The sequence below is a fragment of the Mitsuaria sp. RG genome (assembly GCF_028369275.1).
Classification (GTDB): domain Bacteria; phylum Pseudomonadota; class Gammaproteobacteria; order Pseudomonadales; family Pseudomonadaceae; genus Aquipseudomonas; species Aquipseudomonas peradeniyensis.
Map to the genome: position 1 here is coordinate 47,468 of NZ_JAQMYQ010000028.1, position 22,116 is coordinate 69,583.

Genomic DNA, 22,116 nt, shown 5'->3' on the forward strand with positions numbered 1-22,116 from the left:
GGGACTTCTCACACGGTTCGCGGGTGCCTGCTGGTGCTCGACCGCAAACGAAAACGCCCGGCGGTTGCCGGGCGTTCATGCTCGGGAGCAATCCTATTTATCGTCCGGTTCAGCCGGAACATTAGCGATTTCGCCCTCATCGAACGCTTCGCCCTGCACCTCGGCCTTCATGCGCTTGAGGCCCATGTGGCGCACGTCGGTGCCACGCACCAGGTAGATCACCAGCTCCGAGATGTTGCGCGCGTGATCGCCGATGCGTTCCAGCGAACGCAGGGCCCAGATCACGCTGAGCACACGGGAGATCGAGCGCGGGTCTTCCATCATGTAGGTGACCAGCTCGCGCAGCGCGGTCTTGTACTCGCGGTCGATGGTCTTGTCGTACTGGGCCACCGACAGCGCCAGCTCGGCGTCGAAGCGGGCGAAAGCGTCCAGTGCGTCGCGAACCATGTTGCGCACCTGGTCGCCGATGTGGCGCACCTCGACGTAGCCACGCGGCGACTCGCCTTCCTCGCACAGCTGGATGGCGCGGCGGGCGATCTTGGTCGACTCGTCGCCGATGCGCTCCAGGTCGATCACCGACTTGGAAATGCTGATGATCAGGCGCAGGTCGGAGGCCGCCGGCTGGCGACGGGCGAGGATGCGCACGCACTCCTCGTCGATGTTGCGCTCCATCTGGTTGATCTGTTCATCGACCTCTCGCACTTGCTGGGCCAGGCCCGAGTCGGCCTCGATCAGCGCGGTGACGGCGTCGTTCACCTGTTTCTCGACCAGCCCGCCCATGGCCAGCAGGTGGCTGCGCACCTCCTCGAGCTCGGCGTTGAACTGCTGGGAGATATGGTGGGTAAGGCTTTCTTTGTTGATCATCGTTTCGCTCCGCGAAGCAGCTGCAAGCTTCAAGTGATTCGTGTCGTTCCCTGGCCTGTAGGAGCGGCCTTGTGCCGCGAAAGGGCCGCGAAGCGGCCCCAGGATTTCAGCCGTGATGCAAAAATCGCCGGGGCTGCTTTGCAGCCCTTTCGCGGCACAAGGCCGCTCCTACACAAGCACCCTGTGACCAATAGTTAGCCGTAGCGACCGGTGATGTAGTCTTCGGTCTGCTTCTTCGCCGGGTTGGTGAACAGGGTGTCGGTGTCACCGAATTCGACCAGTTTGCCCATGTACATGAACGCGGTGTAGTCCGAAACGCGGGCTGCCTGCTGCATGTTGTGGGTGACGATGACAATGGTGTACTTGGATTTCAGTTCGTAGATCAGCTCTTCGACCTTCAGCGTCGAGATCGGGTCCAGCGCCGAACACGGTTCGTCGAGCAGCAGCACTTCCGGCTCCACGGCGATGGTACGGGCGATCACCAAGCGCTGCTGCTGGCCACCGGACAGGCCCAGGGCCGAGTCGTGCAGGCGGTCCTTGACCTCATCCCACAGCGCCGCGCCCTTCAGCGCCCACTCGACGGCTTCGTCGAGCACGCGCTTCTTGTTGATGCCCTGGATACGCAGGCCGTAGACCACGTTCTCGTAGATGGTCTTGGGGAACGGGTTGGGTTTCTGGAACACCATGCCCACGCGGCGGCGCAGCTCGGCCACGTCCTCGCCCTTGCGGTAGATGTTGCTGCCGTACAGGTTGATGGCGCCTTCCACGCGGCAGCCATCGACCAGGTCGTTCATGCGGTTGAAGGTCCGCAGCAGGGTCGACTTGCCGCAGCCGGACGGGCCGATGAAGGCAGTCACGCGCTGCTTGGGGATGTTCATGCTGACGTCGAACAGCGCTTGCTTGTCGCCGTAGAACAGGGACAGCCCGGGTACTTCGATGGCCACGGTCTCTTCGGCCAGGCGCAGGCTCTGCTTGTCGCGGCCCAGGGCCGACATGTCGATGCCGTGGGCGTGGGATTCATGCTGCATGGTCAACTCCATACGCTATCAATTCGTTTCAAAGGGCCGCCCGGCGTTCGGGCGGCACGCTTGCAATCAGGATCAGTGGTCGAGGGCCTTGTACTTCTCGCGCAGGTGGTTACGGATCCACACCGCCGAGAGGTTGAGGGTGGCGATCACCAGCACCAGCAACAGCGCCGTGGCGTACACCAGCGGCCGCGCGGCCTCGACGTTGGGGCTCTGGAAGCCGACGTCGTAGATGTGGAAGCCCAGGTGCATGATCTTCTGGTCCAGGTGCAGGTACGGGTAGTTGCCATCCACCGGCAGCGACGGCGCCAGCTTCACCACACCCACCAGCATCAGCGGGGCCACTTCGCCGGCGGCACGGGCCACGGCGAGGATCATGCCGGTCATCATGGCCGGGCTGGCCATCGGCAGGACGATCTTCCACAGGGTCTCGGCCTTGGTCGCGCCCAGGGCCAGCGAGCCCTCGCGCACCGTGCGCGGAATCCGCGCCAGGCCTTCCTCGGTGGCCACGATCACCACTGGCACCGCCAGCAGCGCCAGGGTCAGCGAGGCCCACAGCAGGCCGGGGGTGCCGAGGGTCGGCGCCGGCAGCGACTCGGGGAAGAACAATCGGTCGATCGAGCCGCCCAGCACGTAGACGAAGAAGCCCAGGCCGAACACGCCGTAGACGATCGCCGGAACGCCGGCCAGGTTGTTCACCGCGATGCGGATCAACCGGGTCACCGGGCCCTGCTTGGCGTACTCGCGCAGGTAGACCGCCGCCAATACGCCGAACGGGGTGACGATCACGGCCATGATCAGGGTCATCATCACGGTGCCGAAGATGGCCGGGAAGATACCGCCTTCGGTGTTGGCTTCACGCGGATCGTCGCTGAGGAACTCCCACACCTTGGCGAAGTAGGCACCCATCTTGCTCAGACCGGACATGGCGTTCGGCTGGATGGCGTGGACCACCTTGCTCAGGTTGATCTCCACTTCGCGGCCGTTGCCGTCGCGGGCCACCAGGCTGTCGCGGGCGAAGGCCTGGTGCAGGCCGGTCAGGCGCTCTTCGATGGCCTTGTAGCGGTTGTTCAGCTCGGCGCGCTCGGCGTCCATGTCGGCCTGGGCGGCAGCGTCCAGCTTGCCGTCCAGTTCCAGCTTGCGGCTGTGCAGGCGCAGGCGCTCGAGGCCATGGTTGATGGCGCCGATATCCTTCTTCTCCAGCTTCACCAGCTGGTCGTTCAGCTCGCTGGCGCGCTTGAGGCGGGTCTGCAGCTCAGTCCAGGCCTCGGGGCCCTGGGCGACCACGCGGCCTTCTTCCTTGACGCTGACCAGGTAGCCATAGAAGTTGCCCCACTCGCGGCGCTCCAGGGCGATCAGGTCGACAGGCTTTTGCTGGTCCACCAGCCACTCACCCACCACCCAGGTGAAGTCGCTGCCGTTGAGGTCGCGGTTACCGACCTTGATCAGCTCGCGGGTCATGAACTCCGGCCCCTGCTCGGGCACCGGCAGGCCGGCACCCTTGAGGCGTTCGCGGGGTACTTCTTCCTTCTGTACCACTTCACCGATGACCACGTGGTCGGCCTGGCCCGGCACCTTGTAGGTGGCCTGGACCAGGTCGGCCGGCCAGAAGTGGCCCAGGCCGCGCACGGCGATCACGGCCAGCAAGCCGACGGTCATGATGACCGCCATGGCGACCGCGCCACCACTGATCCAGACGCCGGGGGCGCCGCTCTTGAACCAGCCTTTGAGGGAATCCTTTTTCACGGATCTCTACCTTTCTATCAAAGCGACGAGTATTTCTTGCGCAGGCGCTGGCGAATCAGCTCGGCCAGGGTGTTCATCACGAAGGTGAACATCAGCAGCACGAGGGCGGCGAGGAACAGCACACGATAGTGGCTGCCGCCGACTTCCGATTCGGGCATTTCCACGGCCACGTTGGCGGCCAGGGTGCGCATGCCCTCGAACAGGTTCATCTCCATCACCGGGGTGTTGCCGGTGGCCATCAGCACGATCATGGTCTCGCCCACCGCGCGGCCCATGCCGATCATCAGCGCCGAGAAGATACCCGGGCTGGCAGTGAGGATGACCACGCGGGTCAGGGTCTGCCACGGCGTGGCGCCCAGGGCCAGCGAACCCAGGGTCAGGCTGCGCGGCACGCTGAACACGGCGTCTTCGGCGATGGAGTAGATGTTCGGGATGACCGCGAAGCCCATGGCGATACCGACCACCAAGGCGTTGCGCTGGTCGTAGGTGATGCCGAGGTCGTTGCTGATCCACAGGCGCATGTCGCCCTTGAAGAACCAGCTCTCGAGGAACGGACTCATGTACAGGGCGAACCAACCGATCACCAGGATCACCGGGATCAGGATCGCCGCTTCCCAGCCATCTGGGATGCGCAGGCGGATCGACTCCGGCAGGCGGCTCCAGCTGAAGCCGGCGAGCAGGATGCCGATTGGCATGATCACGAACAGGCTGAACACGCCCGGCAGGTGGCCTTCCAGGTACGGCGCGAGGAACAGGCCGGCGAAGAAGCCGAGGATCACCGTCGGCATCGCTTCCATCAGCTCGATCACCGGCTTGACCTTGCGGCGCATGCCCGGGGCCATGAAGTAGGCGGTGTAGATGGCGGCGGCGATGGCCAGCGGAGCGGCCAGGATCATCGCGTAGAACGCGGCCTTGAGCGTACCGAAGGTCAGCGGCGACAGGCTCAGCTTGGGTTCGAAGTCGGTGTTCGAGGCGGTCGACTGCCAGACGTATTTAGGCTCGTCGTAGTTCTCGTACCAGACCTTGCCCCACAGCGCGCTGAAGGAGATCTCCGGGTGCGGGTTGCGCAGGCTCAGCGGCAGCAGCTTGCCGCCTTCTTCGATGATGATGCGGTTGGCGCGCGGCGACAGGGCCAGTACACCCGCGCCTTCGGCGACCGATTCGACCAGCAGGGTGCGGTGCGCGGTGCTGTGGAACACGCCCAATTTGCCTTCGCTGTCCAGGGCGATGAAGCCCTTGCGGCGCTCTTCGGCGTCGATCTGCACCACCGGGGCCTTGCCCAGCTGGAAGCTGCGGATCAGCTTGAAGCGCGACTCGCCATCCGGGTCACGGGCCATGAACCATTGGCTCAGGCCGCCCTTGGAGTCACCGAAGATCAGTGAGATGCCGCCGACCAGCTGGGCGGTCGCGGTGATTTCGGCGTTGCCGTCTTCCAGCAGCTTGTAGCGGCCATTGAGGCTCTTGTCGCGCAGGCTGAACACATCGGCGGTGGCGCGGCCGTTGACCACATACAGCCACTGCTGGCGCGGGTCGATGAAGATGTTCTTCACCACCTCGGTCATCTGCGGCAGCTCGATGCGGTTCTGCTCGATGGTGACCTCGTCGGTCATCATGTTCTCGGTGCGCGACAGTTCGAGCACCTGCAGGTGCGCGCCGGTGGAACCGGCCAGCAGCAGGGTATCGCCATTGACGTTGACGCTCACGTGCTCCAGCGCACGGCCCTGGTCATCCAGGGTGAACAGGTCCTGGCCATAGGGGTAGTCGATACCCGGCTCGATGGTCTTCTTGTTGTCCGGATAGGTGATCTTGTAGGTGTGGTGGAACACCAGCGCCTGGCCGTTGGACAGGCCCAGCACCACCAGCGGGCTGCCGGGCTGGTCGGTACTGATCGAGCTGACCTGGGCGCCGGCGGGCAGTGGCAGGTCGACGCGCTTCAGTTCATTGCCGGTCTTGGTATCGAAGAACAGCGCCTGGCCCTTGTCGGACACGCGCATGCCCACGAGGTTCTGCTCCTCGAGGGCGATCATCAGGGGTTTGCCGGCGTCCTGTTGCAGCCAGGTCGGCTCCAGGGCTTTCTTGCTGGTCAACTCGGCACCCTGGAACAGCGGCAGCACCACGTAGGCCAGGTAGAAGAAGATCAGCGTGATCGCTGCCAGCACGGCAAGGCCGCCCACCAGGACGTACCAGCGGGTCAGGCGGTCCTTGAGGGCGCGCATGCGGCGCTTGCGTTGCAACTCGGGCGTATTGAAGTCAATGCGCACGGGAGGAGAATTTTGGGTCATTGTGGAGTTGGCCAGATCATTCATGCGCACACCCTAGCGGTCCCGTATGACAAAAACATGACAGTGCAGTGACGCAAAAAAGCCCGCCGCTCAGGAGCCCTGGCTTCGGACTAAGGAATTCGTGGAGGAGGCCGGGCATAGTTGGCACCGGCCTCATCCTCAGTTACTTACTTCTTTGCAACGTTACCCGCGTGGGACAGGCCCAGGTCGGCCAGGGTCTTGTCGACCACTTTGGCTGGCAGCGGGATGTAGCCGTCCTTCACGACAACTTGCTGGCCGGCCTGCGACAGCACCAGCTTGACGAACTCGGCTTCCAGCGGGGCCAGAGGCTTGTTCGGGGCCTTGTTGACGTAGACGTAGAGGAAGCGCGACAGCGGGTAGGTGCCGTTCAGGGCGTTGGCTTCGTTGTCTTCAACGAAGGCGCCGCCTTCTTTCTTGGCCAGGGCCACGGTCTTGACGCTGGCGGTCTTGTAGCCGATGCCCGAGTAGCCGATGCCGTTCAGCGAGGAGCTGATCGACTGCACGACCGAGGCCGAGCCAGGCTGTTCGTTGACGTTAGGCTTGAAGTCGCCTTTGCACAGGGCTTCTTCCTTGAAGTAGCCGTAGGTACCCGATACCGAGTTGCGGCCGAACAGCTGCACTGGCTTGTTGGCCAGGTCGCCGGTCACGCCCAGGTCGCCCCAGGTCTTGACGTCAGCCTTGGCGCCGCACAGGCGGGTGGAGGAGAAGATGGCGTCAACCTGAGCCATGGTCAGGCCCTTGATCGGGTTGTCCTTGTGCACGAACACGGCCAGGGCGTCGACGGCGACCGGGATGGCGGTCGGCTTGTAGCCGTACTTCTGCTCGAAGGCCTGCAGCTCGACGTCCTTCATCTTGCGGCTCATCGGGCCCAGGTTGGCGGTGCCTTCGGTCAGCGCGGGTGGCGCGGTCGAGGAGCCGGCGGCCTGGATCTGGATGTTTACGTTCGGATATTCCTTCTTGTAGGCCTCGGCCCACAGGGTCATCAGGTTCGCGAGGGTGTCGGAACCGACGCTGGAGAGGTTGCCCGATACACCGGTGGTCTTGGTGTAGGTCGGGATTGCAGGATCGACAGCGGCGACCGCATTGGCGGCAGCGACGCCAGCGGCGGCAAAGGTCAGGGCCGCCATCAAACGCTTCAGTTTCATGCCTTGCTCCTAGCAGGAATATCGTGGGTTGTGAGATGGAACGGGCCCAAGTATCTGCAGGCCGCATGAACACTCTATGACTCGAATGTGACAATTGGATGAAAGGCCATCACCGGTTATCCGGGATGGCCTTTCAAGATGTTTCTGGAGCGGGTCGGAGCACGCCCCTGTAGGAGCGGCCTTGCGCCGCGAAAGGGCTGCAAAGCAGCCCCGACGGTCTTGCAGGAGGCCGAGATCCTGGGGCCGCTGCGCGCCCCTTTCGCGGCACGAGGCCGCTCCTACAGGTCCGCGATTTTTGTTCGGCTCAGCGCTTGTTGACGAGCAGATAGGTACCAACCAGCAGACCAACGGCACACAGGCACGCCACATAATAGGCCGGTGCCATAGGGCTGAACTTGAGCAGCGCGGTCACCACCATCGGCGTCAGCCCGCCAAAGATCGCGTAGGCCAGGTTGTAGGAGAACGACAGGCCACTGAAGCGCACCACTGGCGGGAAGGCCTTGACCATCACGTAGGGCACGGCGCCGACGATACCCACGCACAGGCCAGTCAGGGCGTACAGCGGGAACAGCAGGTCCGGTCGAGTCGGCAGGCTGTGGTAGAAGGCCCAGGACGACGCCAGCAGCGCCAGGCTGCCGACGATGAACACGCGCCCGGCGCCGAAACGGTCGGCAAGGCTGCCAGCCCCGATGCAGCCCAGGCTGAGCAGCACGATGGCCAGGCTGTTGGCCTTGAGCGAATCGGTGGGGCTGACGTGATAGATGCTCTGCAGCAAGGCCGGGGTCATCAGGATGATCACCACGATGCCTGCCGACAGCAGCCAGGTGAGCAGCATCGACAGGATGATCGCGCCGCGGTGGTCGCGCAGCACCGCGCGCAGCGGCAGTTCCTCGGCCAGCGCCTTGCGCGCCTGCATCTCGGCGAACACCGGGGTTTCATGCAGCCAGCGGCGCAGGTAGACCGCGAAGAAGCCGAACACCCCACCGAGCAGGAACGGGATACGCCAGGCAAAGTCCGCCACTTCGTACGGGGTATAGATCGTGTTGATCAGCGTCGCCACCAGCGAGCCAAGCAGGATGCCCGAGGTCAGGCCCGCGGTCAGGGTGCCGCAGGCATAGCCGGTGTTGCGCGCCGGCACGTGCTCGGAGACGAACACCCAGGCCCCCGGCACCTCGCCGCCGATGGCCGCGCCCTGGATCACCCGCATCAACAACAGCAGAATCGGTGCCCACAGGCCGATCTGCTCATAGGTGGGCAGCAGGCCCATCACCAGGGTCGGCACGGCCATCAGGAAGATGCTCAGGGTGAACATCTTCTTGCGTCCGAGCAGGTCGCCGAAGTGGGCCATGACGATGCCGCCCAGGGGGCGGGCCAGGTAGCCGGCGGCGAAGATGCCGAAAGTCTGCATCAGGCGCAGCCATTCGGGCATGTCGGCCGGGAAGAACAGTTTGCCGACCACCGTGGCGAAGAACACGAAGATGATGAAGTCGTAGAACTCCAGGGCCCCGCCGAGGGCGGACAGCGAGAGGGTCTTGTAGTCACTGCGGGACAACGGCCGGGACGGCTGCTCGATACTGCTCTGCACGGAGGTCATCGCTGTTCTTTCTCTTGTAGGTCTGCGGACCGCTTGGCATGCGGCTTCTGGATTGGCTAGGCAGCGAAGATAGCAAATTGCCGAGCCGCGCTCATAGCGGTACAAAATCCATACAGATATTCATGAATGTGCGGTCGTCGCTGGCTGTGCAGGTATATATACTGCCCGCTCGTAGGAAAAGGTTGCTTCCATTGTGGGAAGTTGTGCGAAAACGTCGGTCATTGTTGTCAGACTGTTTCGCAGAGTTTCCCTTTGGCCGCCTCGCGAAGCGAAATCAGCGTAGTATGCGTGTTGCTGAATCGTTTTTACGGCGTCCTTCATTGCGCCACCAACGAAGCTTCACGGGTCAGAGGCCCCACGGCATGATTGAGCTCGAACAAGAAGATCCTATCCCGCAGGGCGACCTGGCCTTGCAGATCACCGCGCTGCCACGCGAGACCAATGGTTTCGGCGATATCTTCGGCGGCTGGCTGGTCGCCCAGATGGACCTGGCCGGCACCGCCATGGCCAGCCGCGTCGCCGGCGGCCGGGTGGCCACGGTGGCCATCGACCGCATGGCCTTCCTGGTGCCGGTGGCGGTGGGCGCGCAGCTGTCCTTCTATACCCAGACCCTGGAGATCGGCCGCAGCTCGATCCAGATGATGGTCGAAGTGTGGAGCGACGACCCGCTGTCCAGCGAATGGCGCAAGGTCACCGAAGCCGTGTTCGTGTTCGTCGCCATCGACGGCAGCGGTCGCACCCGCTCGGTGCCTCGTCGCTGAGCCGAGCGAGCGGTAAACTCATTGCACGTCACCGGGTCCAACGGCCTGACAGACAATCAATGAGACGAGCGCAATGGCTAACTTCACGGTCGAGACCGAGCTTCACGGCGAACTTAATTGCTGGCGCATCACCAGCGAGCATGCCGAACTATTGATCGCCCAGCAGGGCGCGCAGGTCCTCAGCTACCAGCGGATCGGCGAACCGCCGCTGCTGTGGCTGAGCGACCAGGCCATCTTCCGCAAGGGCAAGTCGGTGCGCGCCGGCGCACCGGTGTGCTGGCCATGGTTCGGCATCTTCGAACGCAACCCCGACTCGGTCAAAGCCATGTACAAGGGTGAGCAACCACCGGCCCACGGCCTGGTGCGCGGGCGCGACTGGCAGTTGCTGGTGGCCGAGAAACACGGCGACAACCTGCGGATCGAATTCGAACTGCCCGAAGCCCAGGGCGACCTGCCCGGCTGGGCCCACGAGGTCCAGCTCAAGCTGCTGGTGGAACTGGGCGACCAGCTGAAGCTGACCCTCACCAGCTACAACCTCGGCAGTACCGACGTCACCCTGAGCCAGGCCCTGCACAGCTACTTCGCGGTAAGCGACGTGCGCCAGGTACAGGTGGAGGGCGTGGACGGGTTGGCCTATATCGAAACCCTGGCCAACTGGGAGCAGCGCCAGCAGCAGGGCCACCTGGGCTTCGCGGGCGAGACCGACCGCATCTACCTGAACGCCCCCGAGCACCTGGCCATCGTCGACCCGCACTGGAACCGACGCATCACCCTGCAGGCCGGCGGCTCACGCACTGCGGTGATCTGGAACCCCTGGATCGACCGTGCCCGCGACCTGCCGGACATGGCCGACGATGGCTGGCAGCGCATGCTGTGCATCGAGACGGCGAATGTGATGGATGACGTGGTGGTGCTCAAGCCGGGGGCGAGCCATGCGATGAGCGTGGCGATCGGTAGCGAAGTGCTCTGTTAATGCCATCGCGGGGCAAGTCGGGTCGCCGCATCGCCGCTCCCACGACTATCACGTGGGAGCGGGCTTGCCCCGCGATTGGTCCAATCACAGATCAGCATCCTCCACCACCCTCACCTGCCCCGCCTCCAGCGCATACGCCGCATCCGCCAGGTCATTGCTGACCGTCTCCACCTTCAGCGTGCCGGTCACCCACAACGGCGTGTAGATGTCGTCGATCTTCAAACCTTTCGGATAACGCACCAGCACCAGCTGGTTCGGCGGCGGCGGCGGTACGTGGATGCAGGCGCCCGGGTACGGCACCAGGAAGAACAGCGTGCTGTTGCCCTTGGCATCGCTCTCCAGCGGCACCGGATACCCGCCCAGGCGGATCTGCTTGCCGTTCATCGCTGCCACGGTCTTGGTCGAGTACATCACCGCAGGCAAGCCCTTGCTCTGCTTCAGGCCACCCTTGGCGGTGAAGGTGCCCTGGGCTTCCGGGGAGTCGTGGTCGATCTCGGGCATCTGCTCGAGGGCTTTCTGGTCCGACTTGGGCATCAGCTCAAGCCAGTCGGTCTCGGGCAGTTCGGCATGGGCCAGGGCGCTGGCCAACAGCAGGGGGACGAGAAATAACGCACGCATGGGAATGCTCGACAACTCGGGATTGAATTGCCGGGCATTCTAGCCTGTGTTCAGTTCTTCTTGATGAAGCCGTAGATCACCAGAAGGATGATGGCGCCGACCAGGGCCCCGAAGAAGCCTGCGGCCTGTCCGGCCTGGTAGATGCCCAGGGCTTGCCCGCCATAGGTGGCGGCCAGGGAGCCGGCGATGCCGAGGAGGATGGTCATGATCCAGCCCATGCTGTCGTCACCCGGTTTCAGGAAACGCGCCAGCAGGCCGACGATCAGGCCGATGAAGATGGTTCCAATGATGCCCATGGCAATCCCTCTGTGTTGAACATGAAACATGCCAAAGCCTAGTCAGCGCTTTGGCATGTTGCCATCTCAGAGCGGCATTGCCGGGCAGAAGTTCGATCAGCCGGCGATCAACGCCTCTACTTCGGCGATCTTGGCCTTTAGGGTGGCCATGTCGGCGCAGCGCAGGGTGGCATGGCCGACCTTGCGTCCGACCTTGAACGCCTTGCCGTAGTGGTGCAGGTGGCAATCGTCGATGGCCACGACCTTGTCCACCGGCGGCACTTCGCCGATGAAGTTGAGCATGGCGCTCTCGCCGACCTTGGCGGTCGAACCCAGCGGCAGGCCGGCGACGGCGCGCAGGTGGTTCTCGAACTGGCTGCACTCGCTGCCTTCGATGGTCCAGTGCCCGGAGTTGTGCACGCGCGGGGCGATCTCGTTGGCCTTCAGGCCGCCGTCGACTTCGAAGAACTCGAAGGCCATGACGCCGACATAGTCCAGCTTCTGCAGCACGCGACCGACGTAGTCTTCGGCCAGGGCCTGCAGCGGGTGCGCGTCGCTGGCCACCGACAGTTTCAGGATGCCGCTGTCGTGGGTGTTGTGCACCAGCGGATAGAAGCGGGTTTCGCCATCGCGGGCACGCACGGCCACCAGCGACACTTCGCCGGTGAACGGCACGAAACCTTCCAGCAGGCAGGGCACGCTACCCAGCTCGGCGAAGGTATCGACCACGTCCTCAGGCTTGCGCAGGACCTTCTGGCCCTTGCCGTCATACCCCAGGGTGCGGGTCTTGAGCACGGCCGGCAGGCCGATGCTGGCGACGGCCGCATCCAGGTCTTCCTGCGAGAGGATGTCGGCGAAAGCCGGGGTCGGAATCCCCAGGTCGCGGAACATGCTCTTCTCGAACAGACGATCACGGGCGATGCGCAGGGCCTCGGCACTCGGGTAGACCGGCACGAACTGCGAGAGAAAGGCGACGGTTTCCGCCGGCACGCTCTCGAACTCGAAGGTTACCAGGTCGACTTCGTCGGCCAGCTGGCGCAGGTGGTCCTGGTCGCCGTAGTCGGCGCGCAGGTGCTCGCCCAGCGGGGCGGCGCAGGCGTCCGGGGCCGGGTCGAGGAAGGCGAAGTTCATGCCCAGCGGGGTGCCCGCCAGGGCCAGCATGCGGCCCAGTTGGCCGCCACCGATTACACCGATCTTCATAGCGTCAACCTCAAGCCTGGCGCGGGTCTGGATTGTCCAGCACGGTGTCGGTCTGCTCGGTGCGGAACTGCTTGAGCGCCGCGTGGAACTGCGGGTACTTGGCGCCCAGGATGCTCGCCGACAGCAGCGCGGCGTTGATCGCGCCGGCCTTGCCGATGGCCAGGGTGGCTACCGGCACGCCGGCCGGCATCTGCACGATCGACAGCAGCGAATCGACACCCGACAGCATCGACGACTGCACCGGCACGCCCAGCACCGGCAGGTGGGTCTTGGCGGCGCACATGCCTGGCAGGTGGGCGGCGCCGCCGGCACCGGCGATGATCACCTCGATGCCGCGGCCTTCGGCCTCCTCGGCGTACTGGAACAGCAGGTCCGGGGTACGGTGGGCGGAAACCACCTTCACCTCGTAGGGGATGCCGAGTTTTTCCAGCATATCGGCGGTGTGGCTAAGGGTGGACCAATCGGACTTGGAGCCCATGATCACGCCAACCAGTGCACTCATCGTCGAGCCTCTTCGCTTGTGCGCCCGCAGGCGCGTCAAAAAACAACAAGCCACGCGGGACGACCGGCGTGGCTTGTTTGCTGATCATGACCGGATCTATCCGGTCGAGGGGCCGCGCAGTATAGCGTAACGCGAGGCGATCACGGCACCCCCGGCGACCAACTGTCGCCCTTATTTTTCGGGGGTTTGGCTGACTTTCGGGTCAACTGAGCCGCCCTCCAGCTTGCGCCACAGCAACCGCACGTTGGCCTTGCGCACCAGCGCGCAGCGATACAGGCGGATTTCCAGCGGCACATGCCACTGGCTGCCGCCACAGATCACCAGTTCGCCGCGCTCCAGCTCACCACGCATCGACAGCCTCGGCACCCAGGCGATGCCCATGCCTTCGAGGGCCATGCTCTTGAGACTGTCGGCCATCGCGGTTTCATAGACAGTGGTATAGCGCAGGTTGCGCTGGCGCAGCAGCAGATTGACCGAACGGCCGAGAAAGGCGCCGGCGCTATAGGCCAGCAGCGGCACGCTACCCTCGCCCTCCAGGTCGAACAGCGGCTTGCCGTCCGGGCCCACCGCGCACACCGGAAGCATTTCGGTGGTGCCCATGTGCAATGAGGGGAATATCTCGGCGTCCATCTGCAGGGCGGCGTCCGGGTCATAGAAAGCCAGCATCAGGTCGCAGCCACCTTCGCGCAATGCATGAACGGCATCACCGACGTTGGTGGCCACCAGGCGCGTGGCGATGTTCAAGCCATCGTTGCGCAACTGCGCCACCCAGCGCGGGAAAAAGCCCGACGCCAGGGAGTGCGCCGCCGACACCTGGATCACCTCGCCCTGCCCGCCTTCGAGGTGATGCAAATGGCGGAGAACTTCGCTCAACTGGTCGACAACGGTACGCGCAGTGACGAGAAACAGCTGACCGGCTTCGGTCAGTTCGATGGGTGTGCGGGAACGATTCACCAAGGTCAGCCCCAGCGCCGCCTCCAGGCTGCGTATGCGTCGGCTGAAGGCCGGCTGGGTGACAAAACGGCGCTCGGCCGCCTGGGAAAAACTGCGGGTGGAGGCCAAGGCACTGAAGTCTTCCAGCCATTTGCTTTCGAGGTTCATCGACTACTCCGCAACGCGTGCACCAAAATGGAACACGCTCGATTGTCAATCGGCGTCACATCAAACCGTATGCCGTTTGTGCATAGGTTAGCGTGCAACAGCATTGGCCGCAAAATCCGGGCAGCCCTAGCATTGGCGCCATTCCGGCAGGTGCCGGGTCAAAATCGAGATGATATCCATCATGTCCTCCGCTGCATCGTTCCGCGTCGAAAAAGATCTGCTTGGTACCCTTGAAGTCCCTGCCGATGCCTACTACGGCATCCAGACTCTGCGCGCTGCCAACAACTTCCACCTCTCCGGCGTTCCGCTGTCGCACTACCCGAAACTGGTAGTCGGCCTGGCGATGGTCAAGCAGGCTGCTGCTGACGCCAACCGTGAGCTGGGGCACCTGAGCGATGCCAAGCACGCTGCCATCACTGCAGCCTGCGCCCGACTGATCAAGGGTGACTTCCACGATCAGTTCGTCGTGGACATGATCCAGGGCGGTGCTGGCACCTCCACCAACATGAACGCCAACGAAGTCATCGCCAACGTCGCGCTGGAGCACATGGGCCACCAGAAAGGTGAGTACCAGTACCTGCACCCGAACAACGACGTGAACATGGCGCAGTCGACCAACGACGCCTACCCGACCGCGATCCGTCTGGGCTTGCTGCTGGGCCACGACGCCCTGCTGGCCAGCCTCGACAGCCTGATCCAGGCCTTCGCCGCCAAAGGTAAAGAGTTCGACCACGTACTGAAGATGGGCCGTACCCAGCTGCAGGACGCCGTGCCGATGACCCTGGGCCAGGAATTCCGCGCCTTCGCCACCACCATGACCGAAGACCTGCAGCGCCTGCGCTCGCTGGCTCCGGAACTGCTGACCGAAATCAACCTGGGCGGTACCGCCATCGGTACCGGCATCAACGCCGACCCGGGCTACCAGATGCTGGCCGTTCAGCGCCTGGCGATCATCAGCGGCCAGCCGCTGGTCCCGGCTGCCGACCTGATCGAAGCCACCTCCGACATGGGCGCCTTCGTGCTGTTCTCCGGCATGCTCAAGCGCACCGCAGTCAAGCTGTCGAAGATCTGCAACGACCTGCGCCTGCTGTCCAGCGGCCCACGCACCGGCATCAACGAGATCAACCTGCCGGCGCGCCAGCCAGGCAGCTCGATCATGCCAGGCAAGGTCAACCCGGTAATCCCGGAAGCCGTCAACCAGGTGGCCTTCGCCATCATGGGCAACGACCTGGCGCTGACCGTCGCCGCCGAAGGTGGCCAGCTGCAGCTGAACGTGATGGAACCGCTGATCGCCTACAAGATCTTCGACTCGATCCGCCTGCTGCAACGCGCCATGGACATGCTGCGCGAGCACTGCATCGTCGGCATCACCGCCAACGAACAGCGCTGCCGTGAACTGGTCGAGCACTCGATCGGCCTGGTCACCGCCCTGAACCCGTACATCGGCTACGAAAACGCCACCCGTATCGCCCGCGTCGCCCTGGAAACCGGCCGCGGTGTACTGGAACTGGTGCGCGAAGAGAAGCTGCTGGACGAAGAGATGCTCAACGACATCCTGCGTCCGGAAAACATGATCGCTCCCCGTCTGGTTCCGCTGAAGGCGTAACCCAGACCGCTGCAAACAGTCTCACCAGGTCGAGGGACTAGACACCTCTCAACCTTTCAAGGGCCCGAGCGCACGCTCCGGGCCCTTTTTTTGTACCTGCACTTCAAGCCATGCGCGCCCCCTGTAGGAGCGGCCTTGTGCCGCGAAAGGGCCGCAAAGCGGCCCCGCCGATCTTTGCGTCAATGCTGAAATCCCGGGGCTGCCATGCAGCCCTTTCGCGGCACAAGGCCGCTCCTACAGTCTCGGGCGGCACACAACTTGCTCCATTATCCGCTCAGCCCAATGGGACGCCGAGCATGCTGCACAGCCACCTCACCACCCTCAACGCGGTTTCGCTGATCCTCCAGGTGTTCCAGGAGGCCGGCGTCGACTCGCGGCAGCTGCTCGCCGGCAGCGGCATAGGCCCGGCGGACCTGGGCCACGCCGATGCGCGCATCACCACCCAGCAGGAGCTGCAGGTGTGCGCCAACGCCGTGGCCAGACGCGAGGACATCGGCCTGGAACTGGGCCGACGGATGCATGTTTCGTGCTACGGGATGCTGGGTTACGCCCTGCTCTCCAGTGCCACTTTGGGTGACGCCCTGCGCCTGGCGCTGAGTTACCCGGCACTGCTGGGAACAGTCTTCCAGCTGCGCCTGGTGGACGACGGCCAGCGGATCTGGCTCTGTGCCAGCGATCATTACGACGCCCCCGGCCTTGCCGCTTTCAACGCCGAGTTCTGCCTGGTGTCGCTGAAAGTGATCTGCGATGACCTTCTCGGCCGCCCGCTGCCGCTGCTGGCGGCGCGCTTCGAACACTCGCGCCCCGGCTACCACACGCTCTACGACGGTGCATTCCAGTGCCCGCTCGGCTTCGAGGCCGGCGATAACGCCTTCGCCTTCGAGCGCCGCTGGCTGGACATGCCGCTGCCGCTGGCCGACCCGATCACCCACAAGGCCATGGGCGAACGCTGCCGGCGCCTGAACCTGGAGTTCACCGGACGCCAGGCCTGGCTCGGGCGCATTCGCCAGTTGCTGGTCCAACAGCTGGATGCCGCTCCCGGGCTGGAGGGGCTGGCACGGCAGATGAACTGCTCGTCGCGCACCTTGCGCCGGCACCTGCAGGCGCTGGGCAGCAGTTATCAACAGCTGCTCGACGAGTTGCGCTTCGAACGGGCCAAGCAACTGCTGGCCGAAGACCAGATGCCGATCTATCGCATTGCCGAATCGCTGGGGTTCAGCGAGACGGCGAGTTTCAGGCATGCCTTCCAGCGTTGGAGCGGCGTGGCGCCCAGTCATTTCCGCGGTTGATCTGAGCCGACCCTATCGCGGGGCAAGCCCGCTCCCACGGAAGATCTGGCGTGGGAGCGGGCTTGCCCCGCGATGAGGCCAGCACATGCCTTGGCCACATCGATCCCCTTTTGGCCATCCGCACCGTTCTCTCCTCACTGGCCCACCCAGCAGAATGGCCTCACGCCAGTCATAAACGGAGAACAACAAATGCTGACGGTCTATTCCGATGACCACCGCCTGCACCATGGCCGCTGCGAGCTGATCGACGGCCAGCTGATGCCCTGCTTTGAAATGCCCTCCCGCGCCGACCACGTCCTGGAGCAGGTGCAAAGGCGCAACCTCGGCCCTGTGCAAGGCCCCACCGATTTCGGCCGCGCTCCGCTGCAACGCATCCACAGCACCGACTACCTGAACTTCTTCGAAGGCGCCTGGGCCCGCTGGGCCGCACTGGGCCACGACGGCGACCTGCTGCCCTTCACCTGGCCGGCGCGCACCCTGCGCCAGGTCAAGCCCACCGGCCTGCACGGCGAACTCGGCTACTACAGCTTCGATGCCGGCGCGCCGATCACCGCCGGTACCTGGCAGGCCGCCTACAGCGCAGCGCAAGTGGCCCTGACCGCCCAGGCCGCGATCCAGCAAGGCGCCCACGCGGCCTTCGCCCTGTGCCGCCCGCCGGGACACCACGCCGCCGCCGAGGTGATGGGTGGCTACTGCTACCTGAACAACGCCGCCATCGCCGCCCAGGCCTTTCTCGACCAGGGCCGGCGCAAGGTGGCCATCCTCGATGTCGACTACCACCACGGCAACGGCACCCAGGACATCTTCTACACCCGCAACGATGTGTTCTTCGCCTCGATCCACGGCGACCCGCAGGACGAGTTCCCGTTCTTCCTGGGCTATGCCGACGAGGTCGGCGAAGGCGCGGGTGAAGGCTGCAACATCAATTACCCACTGCCCGCCGGCAGTGACTGGGCGGCCTGGAGCGCGGCACTGGAAGCCGCCTGCCAGCGCATCGCCACCTACGATGCGGATGTACTAGTGATCTCGCTCGGCGTCGATACCTTCAAGGACGACCCGATCTCCCAGTTCAAGCTCGACAGCCCGGACTACCTGGAGATGGGCAAGCGCATCGCCCTGCTGGGCAAGCCGACCTTGTTCGTGATGGAGGGCGGCTACGCTGTGGAGGAAATCGGCATCAACGCGGTCAATGTGCTGGAAGGCTTCCAGCGCGCACAGCCAGGAGCCTGAACATGGTCCGACTCAAGCGTCTGCTCGCCCCGCTCATCACCGCCGGCCTGCTCGCCGGCGCGCTCCAGGCCCACGCCGACCAGCGCACCCTGCGGGTCTACAACTGGTTCGACTACATCACCCCGCAGACCCTCACCGACTTCCAGAAGGACAGCGGGGTGAAACTGGTCTACGACATCTTCGACACCAACGAGGCGCTGGAGGCCAAACTGCTGACCGGCAACTCCGGCTACGACGTGGTGGTGCCGTCCAATGTGTTCCTCGCCAAGCAGATCGAGGCCGGCGTGTTCCAGCCGCTCGATCGCACCAAGCTGCCCAACTGGCAACATCTGGACCCGGCGCTGATGAAGCTGATCGAGGCCAACGATCCCGGCAACAAGTTCGCCGTGCCCTACATGTACGGCACCGTGCTGATCGGCTTCAACCCGGACAAGGTCAAGGCCGTGCTCGGCGACAACGCTCCGGTGGACAGCTGGGACCTGATCTTCAAGCCGGAGAACATCGCCAAGCTCAAGCAATGCGGCGTGGCACTGCTCGACTCGCCGTCGGAGATCCTGCCGCTGGCCCTGTCGTACCTGGGCCTGGACCCCAACAGCGGCAAGCCGGCCGACTACCAGAAGGCCCAGGACCTGCTGCTGAAGATTCGCCCGCATGTCACCTACTTCCACTCCTCCAAGTACATGGCCGACATTGCCAACGGCGACATCTGCGTGGCGGTGGGCTATTCGGGCAGCTTCTCCCAGGCCGCCAACCGCGCCCACGAGGCGAAGAACGGCGTAGTGGTGGACATGCGCCTGCCCAGGGAAGGCGCACCGATCTGGTTCGACATGCTGGCAATCCCGAAGAATGCCGCCAACCCGGAGGATGCCCATGCCTTCATCAACTACCTGCTGCGGCCTGAGGTGATCGCGCCGATCAGCGATTTCGTCGGCTACCCGAACCCGAACAAGGATGCGACCGACAAGGTCAGCCCGGCGATCCGCAACAACCCGAACCTGTACCCGACGGCGGAGGCGATGGCCAAGCTGTATACCCTCAAGCCGTTGCCGCGGGATGCCGAACGGGCACGGACGCGGGCCTGGACCAAGATCAAGTCCGGTACCTGAACACCATCGCGGGGCAAGCCCGCTCCCACGCCGATTGTGTTGGCTGCGTGGGAGCGGGCTTGCCCCGCGATGGCTAGCGCCAGGTCTTGCGCAGGCGCATCAAAGCCTGCGCAATCTCCCCCTCCGGCACCGCGGCAAACCCCAGCACCAGCCCCGCCCTTTTATCCACAGGCTCCTCGCTGTCCTCCAGCCAGTAGCTGCTCAGCGGATTGACCTCCACCCCCACCGCTTCCGCCCGAGCCACCAGGTCCTGTTCCTGCGCGAAGTTATCCACATCCACCTTCACATGAAGCCCCGCCGCCACCACCGGCATGGCCCCCAGCCCCGGCACATCCTGTGGCCAGCCAGCCTGGAGCACATTGCGCCGCGCCAGCGCAGCCCGGCGCATGCGGCGGACATGCCGCTGGAAATGCCCCTGGGCCATGAACTGCGCCATCACGCACTGGGTACCAACCTCCGAATGGCGCACCGCCAGCGCCCGGCATTGACTGAACGCCTGCACCAGACGCCCAGGGAGCACCAGGTATCCCAGGCGCAGGGCCGGCAGGGCGATCTTACCGAAGGTCCCCACGTACAGCACGCGCCCTTGGCGGTCCAGCGCGGCCAGTGGCGCCAGCGGCGCACCGCTGTAACGGTACTCGCCGTCGTAGTCGTCCTCGAGGATCCAGCCATCCTGGCGCTCGGCCCAGGCCAGCAACGACAGGCGACGAGCCAGGCTCATGGTGATACCCGTGGGGTACTGGTGGGCAGGCGTCACGTAGGCCAGCCGGCACTCGGGCATCTCGGCCAGTCTCGCGCAGTCCATGCCCTCGGCATCCACCGGCACACCCCTGAGCGTCGCCCCGGCCATCGCGAACGCATGCCCGGCAGCCCGGTACCCCGGGTTTTCCACAGCCACGCCATCGCCGGGCTGCAACAGCAGCTGTGCACAAAGGCTGATGGCCTCCTGCGCGCCACTGGTGATCACAATTTGTTCAGCCGTGCAGGAAAGCCCCCGCGAGCGTCGCAGGTAGGTGGCAATCAACTCGCGCAGCTGCCACTCACCCGCCGGGTCGCCATAACCCAGCATCGCCGGGTCGGGATTTCGCCAGAAACCCGCTTGCAGCTTGGCCCACACCTCGAACGGGAACAGGTCGAACGCCGGCACACCCACGCGAAAAGCCCTGGGTGCCCCGCCCCTGGGCAGCGGCAAATGATGATTTTTCAGACGTTGCAGGGGCTCGCTGATGACAGCCTGACTGGATAAATCCTCAGTATCCGCAGTGCAAAATGTGGATAAGTCTGTTGATAAACCCAGGGATAACCCTGTTGATAATTGTGTGGATAGTTTCGGTAGCTGGCTCACATAGGTGCCATCGCCGACCCGGCTCTCGATGAAGCCTTCGGCATACAGCTGGTCGTAGGCCCGCACCACGCTGTTTCGCGACAGCGTCAGCATCGCCGCCAGGTCGCGGGTGGCCGGCAACCGCGTGCCGCTGCCCAAACGCCCATCCAAAACCCTGGCGCGCAAGGCATGGTAGAGCTGCTGGCTCAGCCCGCGGCGGCGGTCCAGGACGATACCCGTGGGGTCGAAAGGCAGAGGATGGCAACGTTCGATCATGGCATTGGACCTATGAAAACAGCCGTGAATGGCTCTTACCCAGAGCCAATAGCCTGCCTAGCATGGAGCCATTCAACAAGGACATCCAGCATGTACAACAACAAGCCCCACCAGGAACACGACCTCGACCGCCTGCACCGGCACATGCTGCAAACCCGCCTGGCGCTGCTGGTCAGCCAGGGTGAACAGGGCCTGCTGGCCACCCACCTGCCCGTACTGGTCGAGACCGGCGAAGGCGAGTTCGGCACGGTCTACGCCCACCTCGCTCGGGCCAACCGCCAGTGGCAGGACCTGGAGCAAGGGGGCGAGGCGCTGCTGGTGTTTCCCGGTGCCGATGCCTACGTCAGCCCGAGCTACTACCCGAGCAAGGCGGACAACCCCAAGGTGGTGCCGACCTGGAACTACCTGGCTGTGCACGCCTACGGCCCGGTCGAAGTTATCCACAACGCCCAGTCGTTGCTGGGCATCGTCACCCGCCTCACCGAACGCCATGAACAACACCGCAACGAACCCTGGAAAGTGTCTGACGCCCCCAGCGACTACCTCGACAGCATGCTCCGCGCCATCGTCGGCATCCGCCTGCCCATCAGCCGCCTGCAAGGTGCGCGCAAGCTGAGCCAGAACCGCTCGGCGCAGGACATTGCCGGCGTGCGCGAAGGCCTCGGCGCCAGCAATGACCACCTGGACAACCAACTCGCCGCGCACATGCGCGATCTCTGAAGGAAAAGCCCATGAGCCACGTTACCCTGCGCCCGGTCGGCGCCCACGATCACGCCGCCTGGCGCTCCCTGTGGCAGGCCTACCTGCGCTTCTACCAGACCGAACTGGCCGACGAGATCTACCTCAGCTCCTGGCAACGCCTGCTCGACCCCAACGAGCCCACCCATTCGACCCTGGCCTGGGTCGACGGCAAGGCAGTGGGCCTGGTCAACTTCATCTACCATCGCACCAACTGGAGCATCCAGAATTCCTGCTACCTGCAGGACCTCTACGTGGACAGCGAGCAACGCGGTCTGGGTATTGGCCGCCAGTTGATCGAGCATGTCTACGCGACGGCCAAGGCCGCCGACTGCACGAGGGTGCACTGGCTGACCCATGAGACCAACGCCACCGCCATCAGCCTGTACGAACAGGTCGCCGAGCGGCCAGGCTTCATTCAATTTCGCAAAGCACTGTAG

The 22,116-nt window shown here is 64.3% G+C and carries 20 protein-coding genes; 8 read left to right on the plus strand and 12 right to left on the minus strand.

What is annotated here, in order from left to right; translation table 11 throughout:
- Window positions 1-93: 93 nt before the first annotated feature.
- From phoU to POF53_RS16570, 6 genes are all read right to left on the minus strand, one after another.
- Complete coding sequence (gene phoU, locus POF53_RS16545) at window positions 94-864, minus strand: phosphate signaling complex protein PhoU (RefSeq protein WP_110736220.1); 771 nt, start codon at window positions 862-864, stop codon at window positions 94-96.
- A gap of 194 nt (window positions 865-1,058) precedes the next feature.
- Window positions 1,059-1,859: a phosphate ABC transporter ATP-binding protein PstB gene (gene pstB / locus POF53_RS16550; protein WP_498968590.1), complete on the minus strand. Its 801-nt coding sequence runs from the start codon at window positions 1,857-1,859 to the stop codon at window positions 1,059-1,061.
- Between the two features lie 105 nt (window positions 1,860-1,964).
- Entirely contained in the window at window positions 1,965-3,635 is a 1,671-nt protein-coding gene (pstA, locus tag POF53_RS16555) for a phosphate ABC transporter permease PstA (RefSeq protein WP_498968568.1), read from the minus strand.
- A gap of 17 nt (window positions 3,636-3,652) precedes the next feature.
- Window positions 3,653-5,896, minus strand: a complete 2,244-nt coding sequence (locus POF53_RS16560) for an ABC transporter permease subunit (protein ID WP_498968570.1) — start codon at window positions 5,894-5,896, stop codon at window positions 3,653-3,655.
- A gap of 188 nt (window positions 5,897-6,084) precedes the next feature.
- On the minus strand, window positions 6,085-7,083 hold the full coding sequence (locus tag POF53_RS16565; protein WP_232855406.1) for a phosphate ABC transporter substrate-binding protein PstS: 999 nt from the start codon (window positions 7,081-7,083) through the stop codon (window positions 6,085-6,087).
- 304 nt (window positions 7,084-7,387) lie between these two features.
- Window positions 7,388-8,677: an MFS transporter gene (locus tag POF53_RS16570; protein ID WP_232855407.1), complete on the minus strand. Its 1,290-nt coding sequence runs from the start codon at window positions 8,675-8,677 to the stop codon at window positions 7,388-7,390.
- Between the two features lie 362 nt (window positions 8,678-9,039).
- On the opposite strand from POF53_RS16570, the gene POF53_RS16575 reads away from it, so the two are divergent.
- Window positions 9,040-9,438, plus strand: coding sequence for an acyl-CoA thioesterase (locus tag POF53_RS16575; protein WP_003253317.1), 399 nt, complete (start codon window positions 9,040-9,042; stop codon window positions 9,436-9,438).
- 73 nt (window positions 9,439-9,511) lie between these two features.
- Entirely contained in the window at window positions 9,512-10,411 is a 900-nt protein-coding gene (locus tag POF53_RS16580) for a D-hexose-6-phosphate mutarotase (RefSeq protein ID WP_498968574.1), read from the plus strand.
- A gap of 84 nt (window positions 10,412-10,495) precedes the next feature.
- Here the strand turns inward: POF53_RS16580 and POF53_RS16585 are convergent, their stop codons facing one another.
- The 5 genes from POF53_RS16585 to POF53_RS16605 all read right to left on the minus strand — a co-directional run bounded on the left by POF53_RS16585 (window position 10,496) and on the right by POF53_RS16605 (window position 14,107).
- Window positions 10,496-11,029: a DUF3299 domain-containing protein gene (locus tag POF53_RS16585; protein WP_028689975.1), complete on the minus strand. Its 534-nt coding sequence runs from the start codon at window positions 11,027-11,029 to the stop codon at window positions 10,496-10,498.
- A gap of 50 nt (window positions 11,030-11,079) precedes the next feature.
- Complete coding sequence (locus tag POF53_RS16590) at window positions 11,080-11,325, minus strand: GlsB/YeaQ/YmgE family stress response membrane protein (protein ID WP_050707557.1); 246 nt, start codon at window positions 11,323-11,325, stop codon at window positions 11,080-11,082.
- Window positions 11,326-11,421: 96 nt separating this feature from the next.
- Window positions 11,422-12,504: a 5-(carboxyamino)imidazole ribonucleotide synthase gene (locus POF53_RS16595; protein ID WP_232855409.1), complete on the minus strand. Its 1,083-nt coding sequence runs from the start codon at window positions 12,502-12,504 to the stop codon at window positions 11,422-11,424.
- Window positions 12,505-12,514: 10 nt separating this feature from the next.
- A complete protein-coding gene (purE, locus tag POF53_RS16600) occupies window positions 12,515-13,006 on the minus strand; it encodes a 5-(carboxyamino)imidazole ribonucleotide mutase (protein WP_050707559.1) in 492 nt (163 codons plus the stop codon).
- Between the two features lie 171 nt (window positions 13,007-13,177).
- Window positions 13,178-14,107 carry a LysR substrate-binding domain-containing protein gene (locus POF53_RS16605; protein ID WP_050707560.1) on the minus strand — a complete coding sequence of 310 codons (930 nt, stop codon included), beginning with the start codon at window positions 14,105-14,107 and terminating at the stop codon, window positions 13,178-13,180.
- 181 nt (window positions 14,108-14,288) lie between these two features.
- Between POF53_RS16605 and aspA the strand changes: the two genes are divergently transcribed.
- The 4 genes from aspA to POF53_RS16625 all read left to right on the plus strand — a co-directional run bounded on the left by aspA (window position 14,289) and on the right by POF53_RS16625 (window position 19,338).
- The gene (gene aspA / locus POF53_RS16610; RefSeq protein ID WP_110736208.1) at window positions 14,289-15,713 is read left to right on the plus strand and encodes an aspartate ammonia-lyase; all 1,425 of its coding nucleotides are present in this window, start codon (window positions 14,289-14,291) and stop codon (window positions 15,711-15,713) included.
- Window positions 15,714-16,009: 296 nt separating this feature from the next.
- The gene (locus POF53_RS16615) at window positions 16,010-17,002 is read left to right on the plus strand and encodes an AraC family transcriptional regulator (RefSeq protein ID WP_475860134.1); all 993 of its coding nucleotides are present in this window, start codon (window positions 16,010-16,012) and stop codon (window positions 17,000-17,002) included.
- 189 nt (window positions 17,003-17,191) lie between these two features.
- A complete protein-coding gene (locus POF53_RS16620) occupies window positions 17,192-18,232 on the plus strand; it encodes a histone deacetylase family protein (RefSeq protein WP_203649347.1) in 1,041 nt (346 codons plus the stop codon).
- Window positions 18,233-18,234: 2 nt separating this feature from the next.
- Window positions 18,235-19,338 carry an extracellular solute-binding protein gene (locus POF53_RS16625; RefSeq protein ID WP_203649344.1) on the plus strand — a complete coding sequence of 368 codons (1,104 nt, stop codon included), beginning with the start codon at window positions 18,235-18,237 and terminating at the stop codon, window positions 19,336-19,338.
- Window positions 19,339-19,411: 73 nt separating this feature from the next.
- Here the strand turns inward: POF53_RS16625 and pdxR are convergent, their stop codons facing one another.
- A complete protein-coding gene (pdxR, locus tag POF53_RS16630) occupies window positions 19,412-20,938 on the minus strand; it encodes a MocR-like pyridoxine biosynthesis transcription factor PdxR (protein ID WP_498968580.1) in 1,527 nt (508 codons plus the stop codon).
- A 90-nt stretch (window positions 20,939-21,028) separates the two neighbouring features.
- Here pdxR and POF53_RS16635 point away from each other — a divergent pair, with 90 nt between their 5' ends.
- Window positions 21,029-21,658 (plus strand): FMN-binding negative transcriptional regulator, encoded by a 630-nt coding sequence (locus POF53_RS16635; protein WP_234562239.1) that lies wholly within the window; start codon window positions 21,029-21,031, stop codon window positions 21,656-21,658.
- Between the two features lie 11 nt (window positions 21,659-21,669).
- Complete coding sequence (locus tag POF53_RS16640) at window positions 21,670-22,116, plus strand: GNAT family N-acetyltransferase (RefSeq protein ID WP_203649339.1); 447 nt, start codon at window positions 21,670-21,672, stop codon at window positions 22,114-22,116.

Coding starts and splice junctions, on each gene's coding strand:
- POF53_RS16635 (WP_234562239.1), top strand. CDS start 21,029: ATGTACAACAACAAGCCCCACCAGGAACACGACCTCGACCGCCTGCAC.
- POF53_RS16580 (WP_498968574.1), top strand. CDS start 9,512: ATGGCTAACTTCACGGTCGAGACCGAGCTTCACGGCGAACTTAATTGC.
- purE (WP_050707559.1), bottom strand. CDS start 13,006: ATGAGTGCACTGGTTGGCGTGATCATGGGCTCCAAGTCCGATTGGTCC.
- POF53_RS16575 (WP_003253317.1), top strand. CDS start 9,040: ATGATTGAGCTCGAACAAGAAGATCCTATCCCGCAGGGCGACCTGGCC.
- phoU (WP_110736220.1), bottom strand. CDS start 864: ATGATCAACAAAGAAAGCCTTACCCACCATATCTCCCAGCAGTTCAAC.
- POF53_RS16605 (WP_050707560.1), bottom strand. CDS start 14,107: ATGAACCTCGAAAGCAAATGGCTGGAAGACTTCAGTGCCTTGGCCTCC.
- POF53_RS16640 (WP_203649339.1), top strand. CDS start 21,670: ATGAGCCACGTTACCCTGCGCCCGGTCGGCGCCCACGATCACGCCGCC.
- aspA (WP_110736208.1), top strand. CDS start 14,289: ATGTCCTCCGCTGCATCGTTCCGCGTCGAAAAAGATCTGCTTGGTACC.
- POF53_RS16620 (WP_203649347.1), top strand. CDS start 17,192: ATGCTGACGGTCTATTCCGATGACCACCGCCTGCACCATGGCCGCTGC.
- POF53_RS16595 (WP_232855409.1), bottom strand. CDS start 12,504: ATGAAGATCGGTGTAATCGGTGGCGGCCAACTGGGCCGCATGCTGGCC.
- POF53_RS16625 (WP_203649344.1), top strand. CDS start 18,235: ATGGTCCGACTCAAGCGTCTGCTCGCCCCGCTCATCACCGCCGGCCTG.
- POF53_RS16615 (WP_475860134.1), top strand. CDS start 16,010: ATGCTGCACAGCCACCTCACCACCCTCAACGCGGTTTCGCTGATCCTC.
- POF53_RS16590 (WP_050707557.1), bottom strand. CDS start 11,325: ATGGGCATCATTGGAACCATCTTCATCGGCCTGATCGTCGGCCTGCTG.
- pstB (WP_498968590.1), bottom strand. CDS start 1,859: ATGTCGGCCCTGGGCCGCGACAAGCAGAGCCTGCGCCTGGCCGAAGAG.
- POF53_RS16585 (WP_028689975.1), bottom strand. CDS start 11,029: ATGCGTGCGTTATTTCTCGTCCCCCTGCTGTTGGCCAGCGCCCTGGCC.
- POF53_RS16565 (WP_232855406.1), bottom strand. CDS start 7,083: ATGAAACTGAAGCGTTTGATGGCGGCCCTGACCTTTGCCGCCGCTGGC.
- pdxR (WP_498968580.1), bottom strand. CDS start 20,938: ATGATCGAACGTTGCCATCCTCTGCCTTTCGACCCCACGGGTATCGTC.
- POF53_RS16570 (WP_232855407.1), bottom strand. CDS start 8,677: ATGACCTCCGTGCAGAGCAGTATCGAGCAGCCGTCCCGGCCGTTGTCC.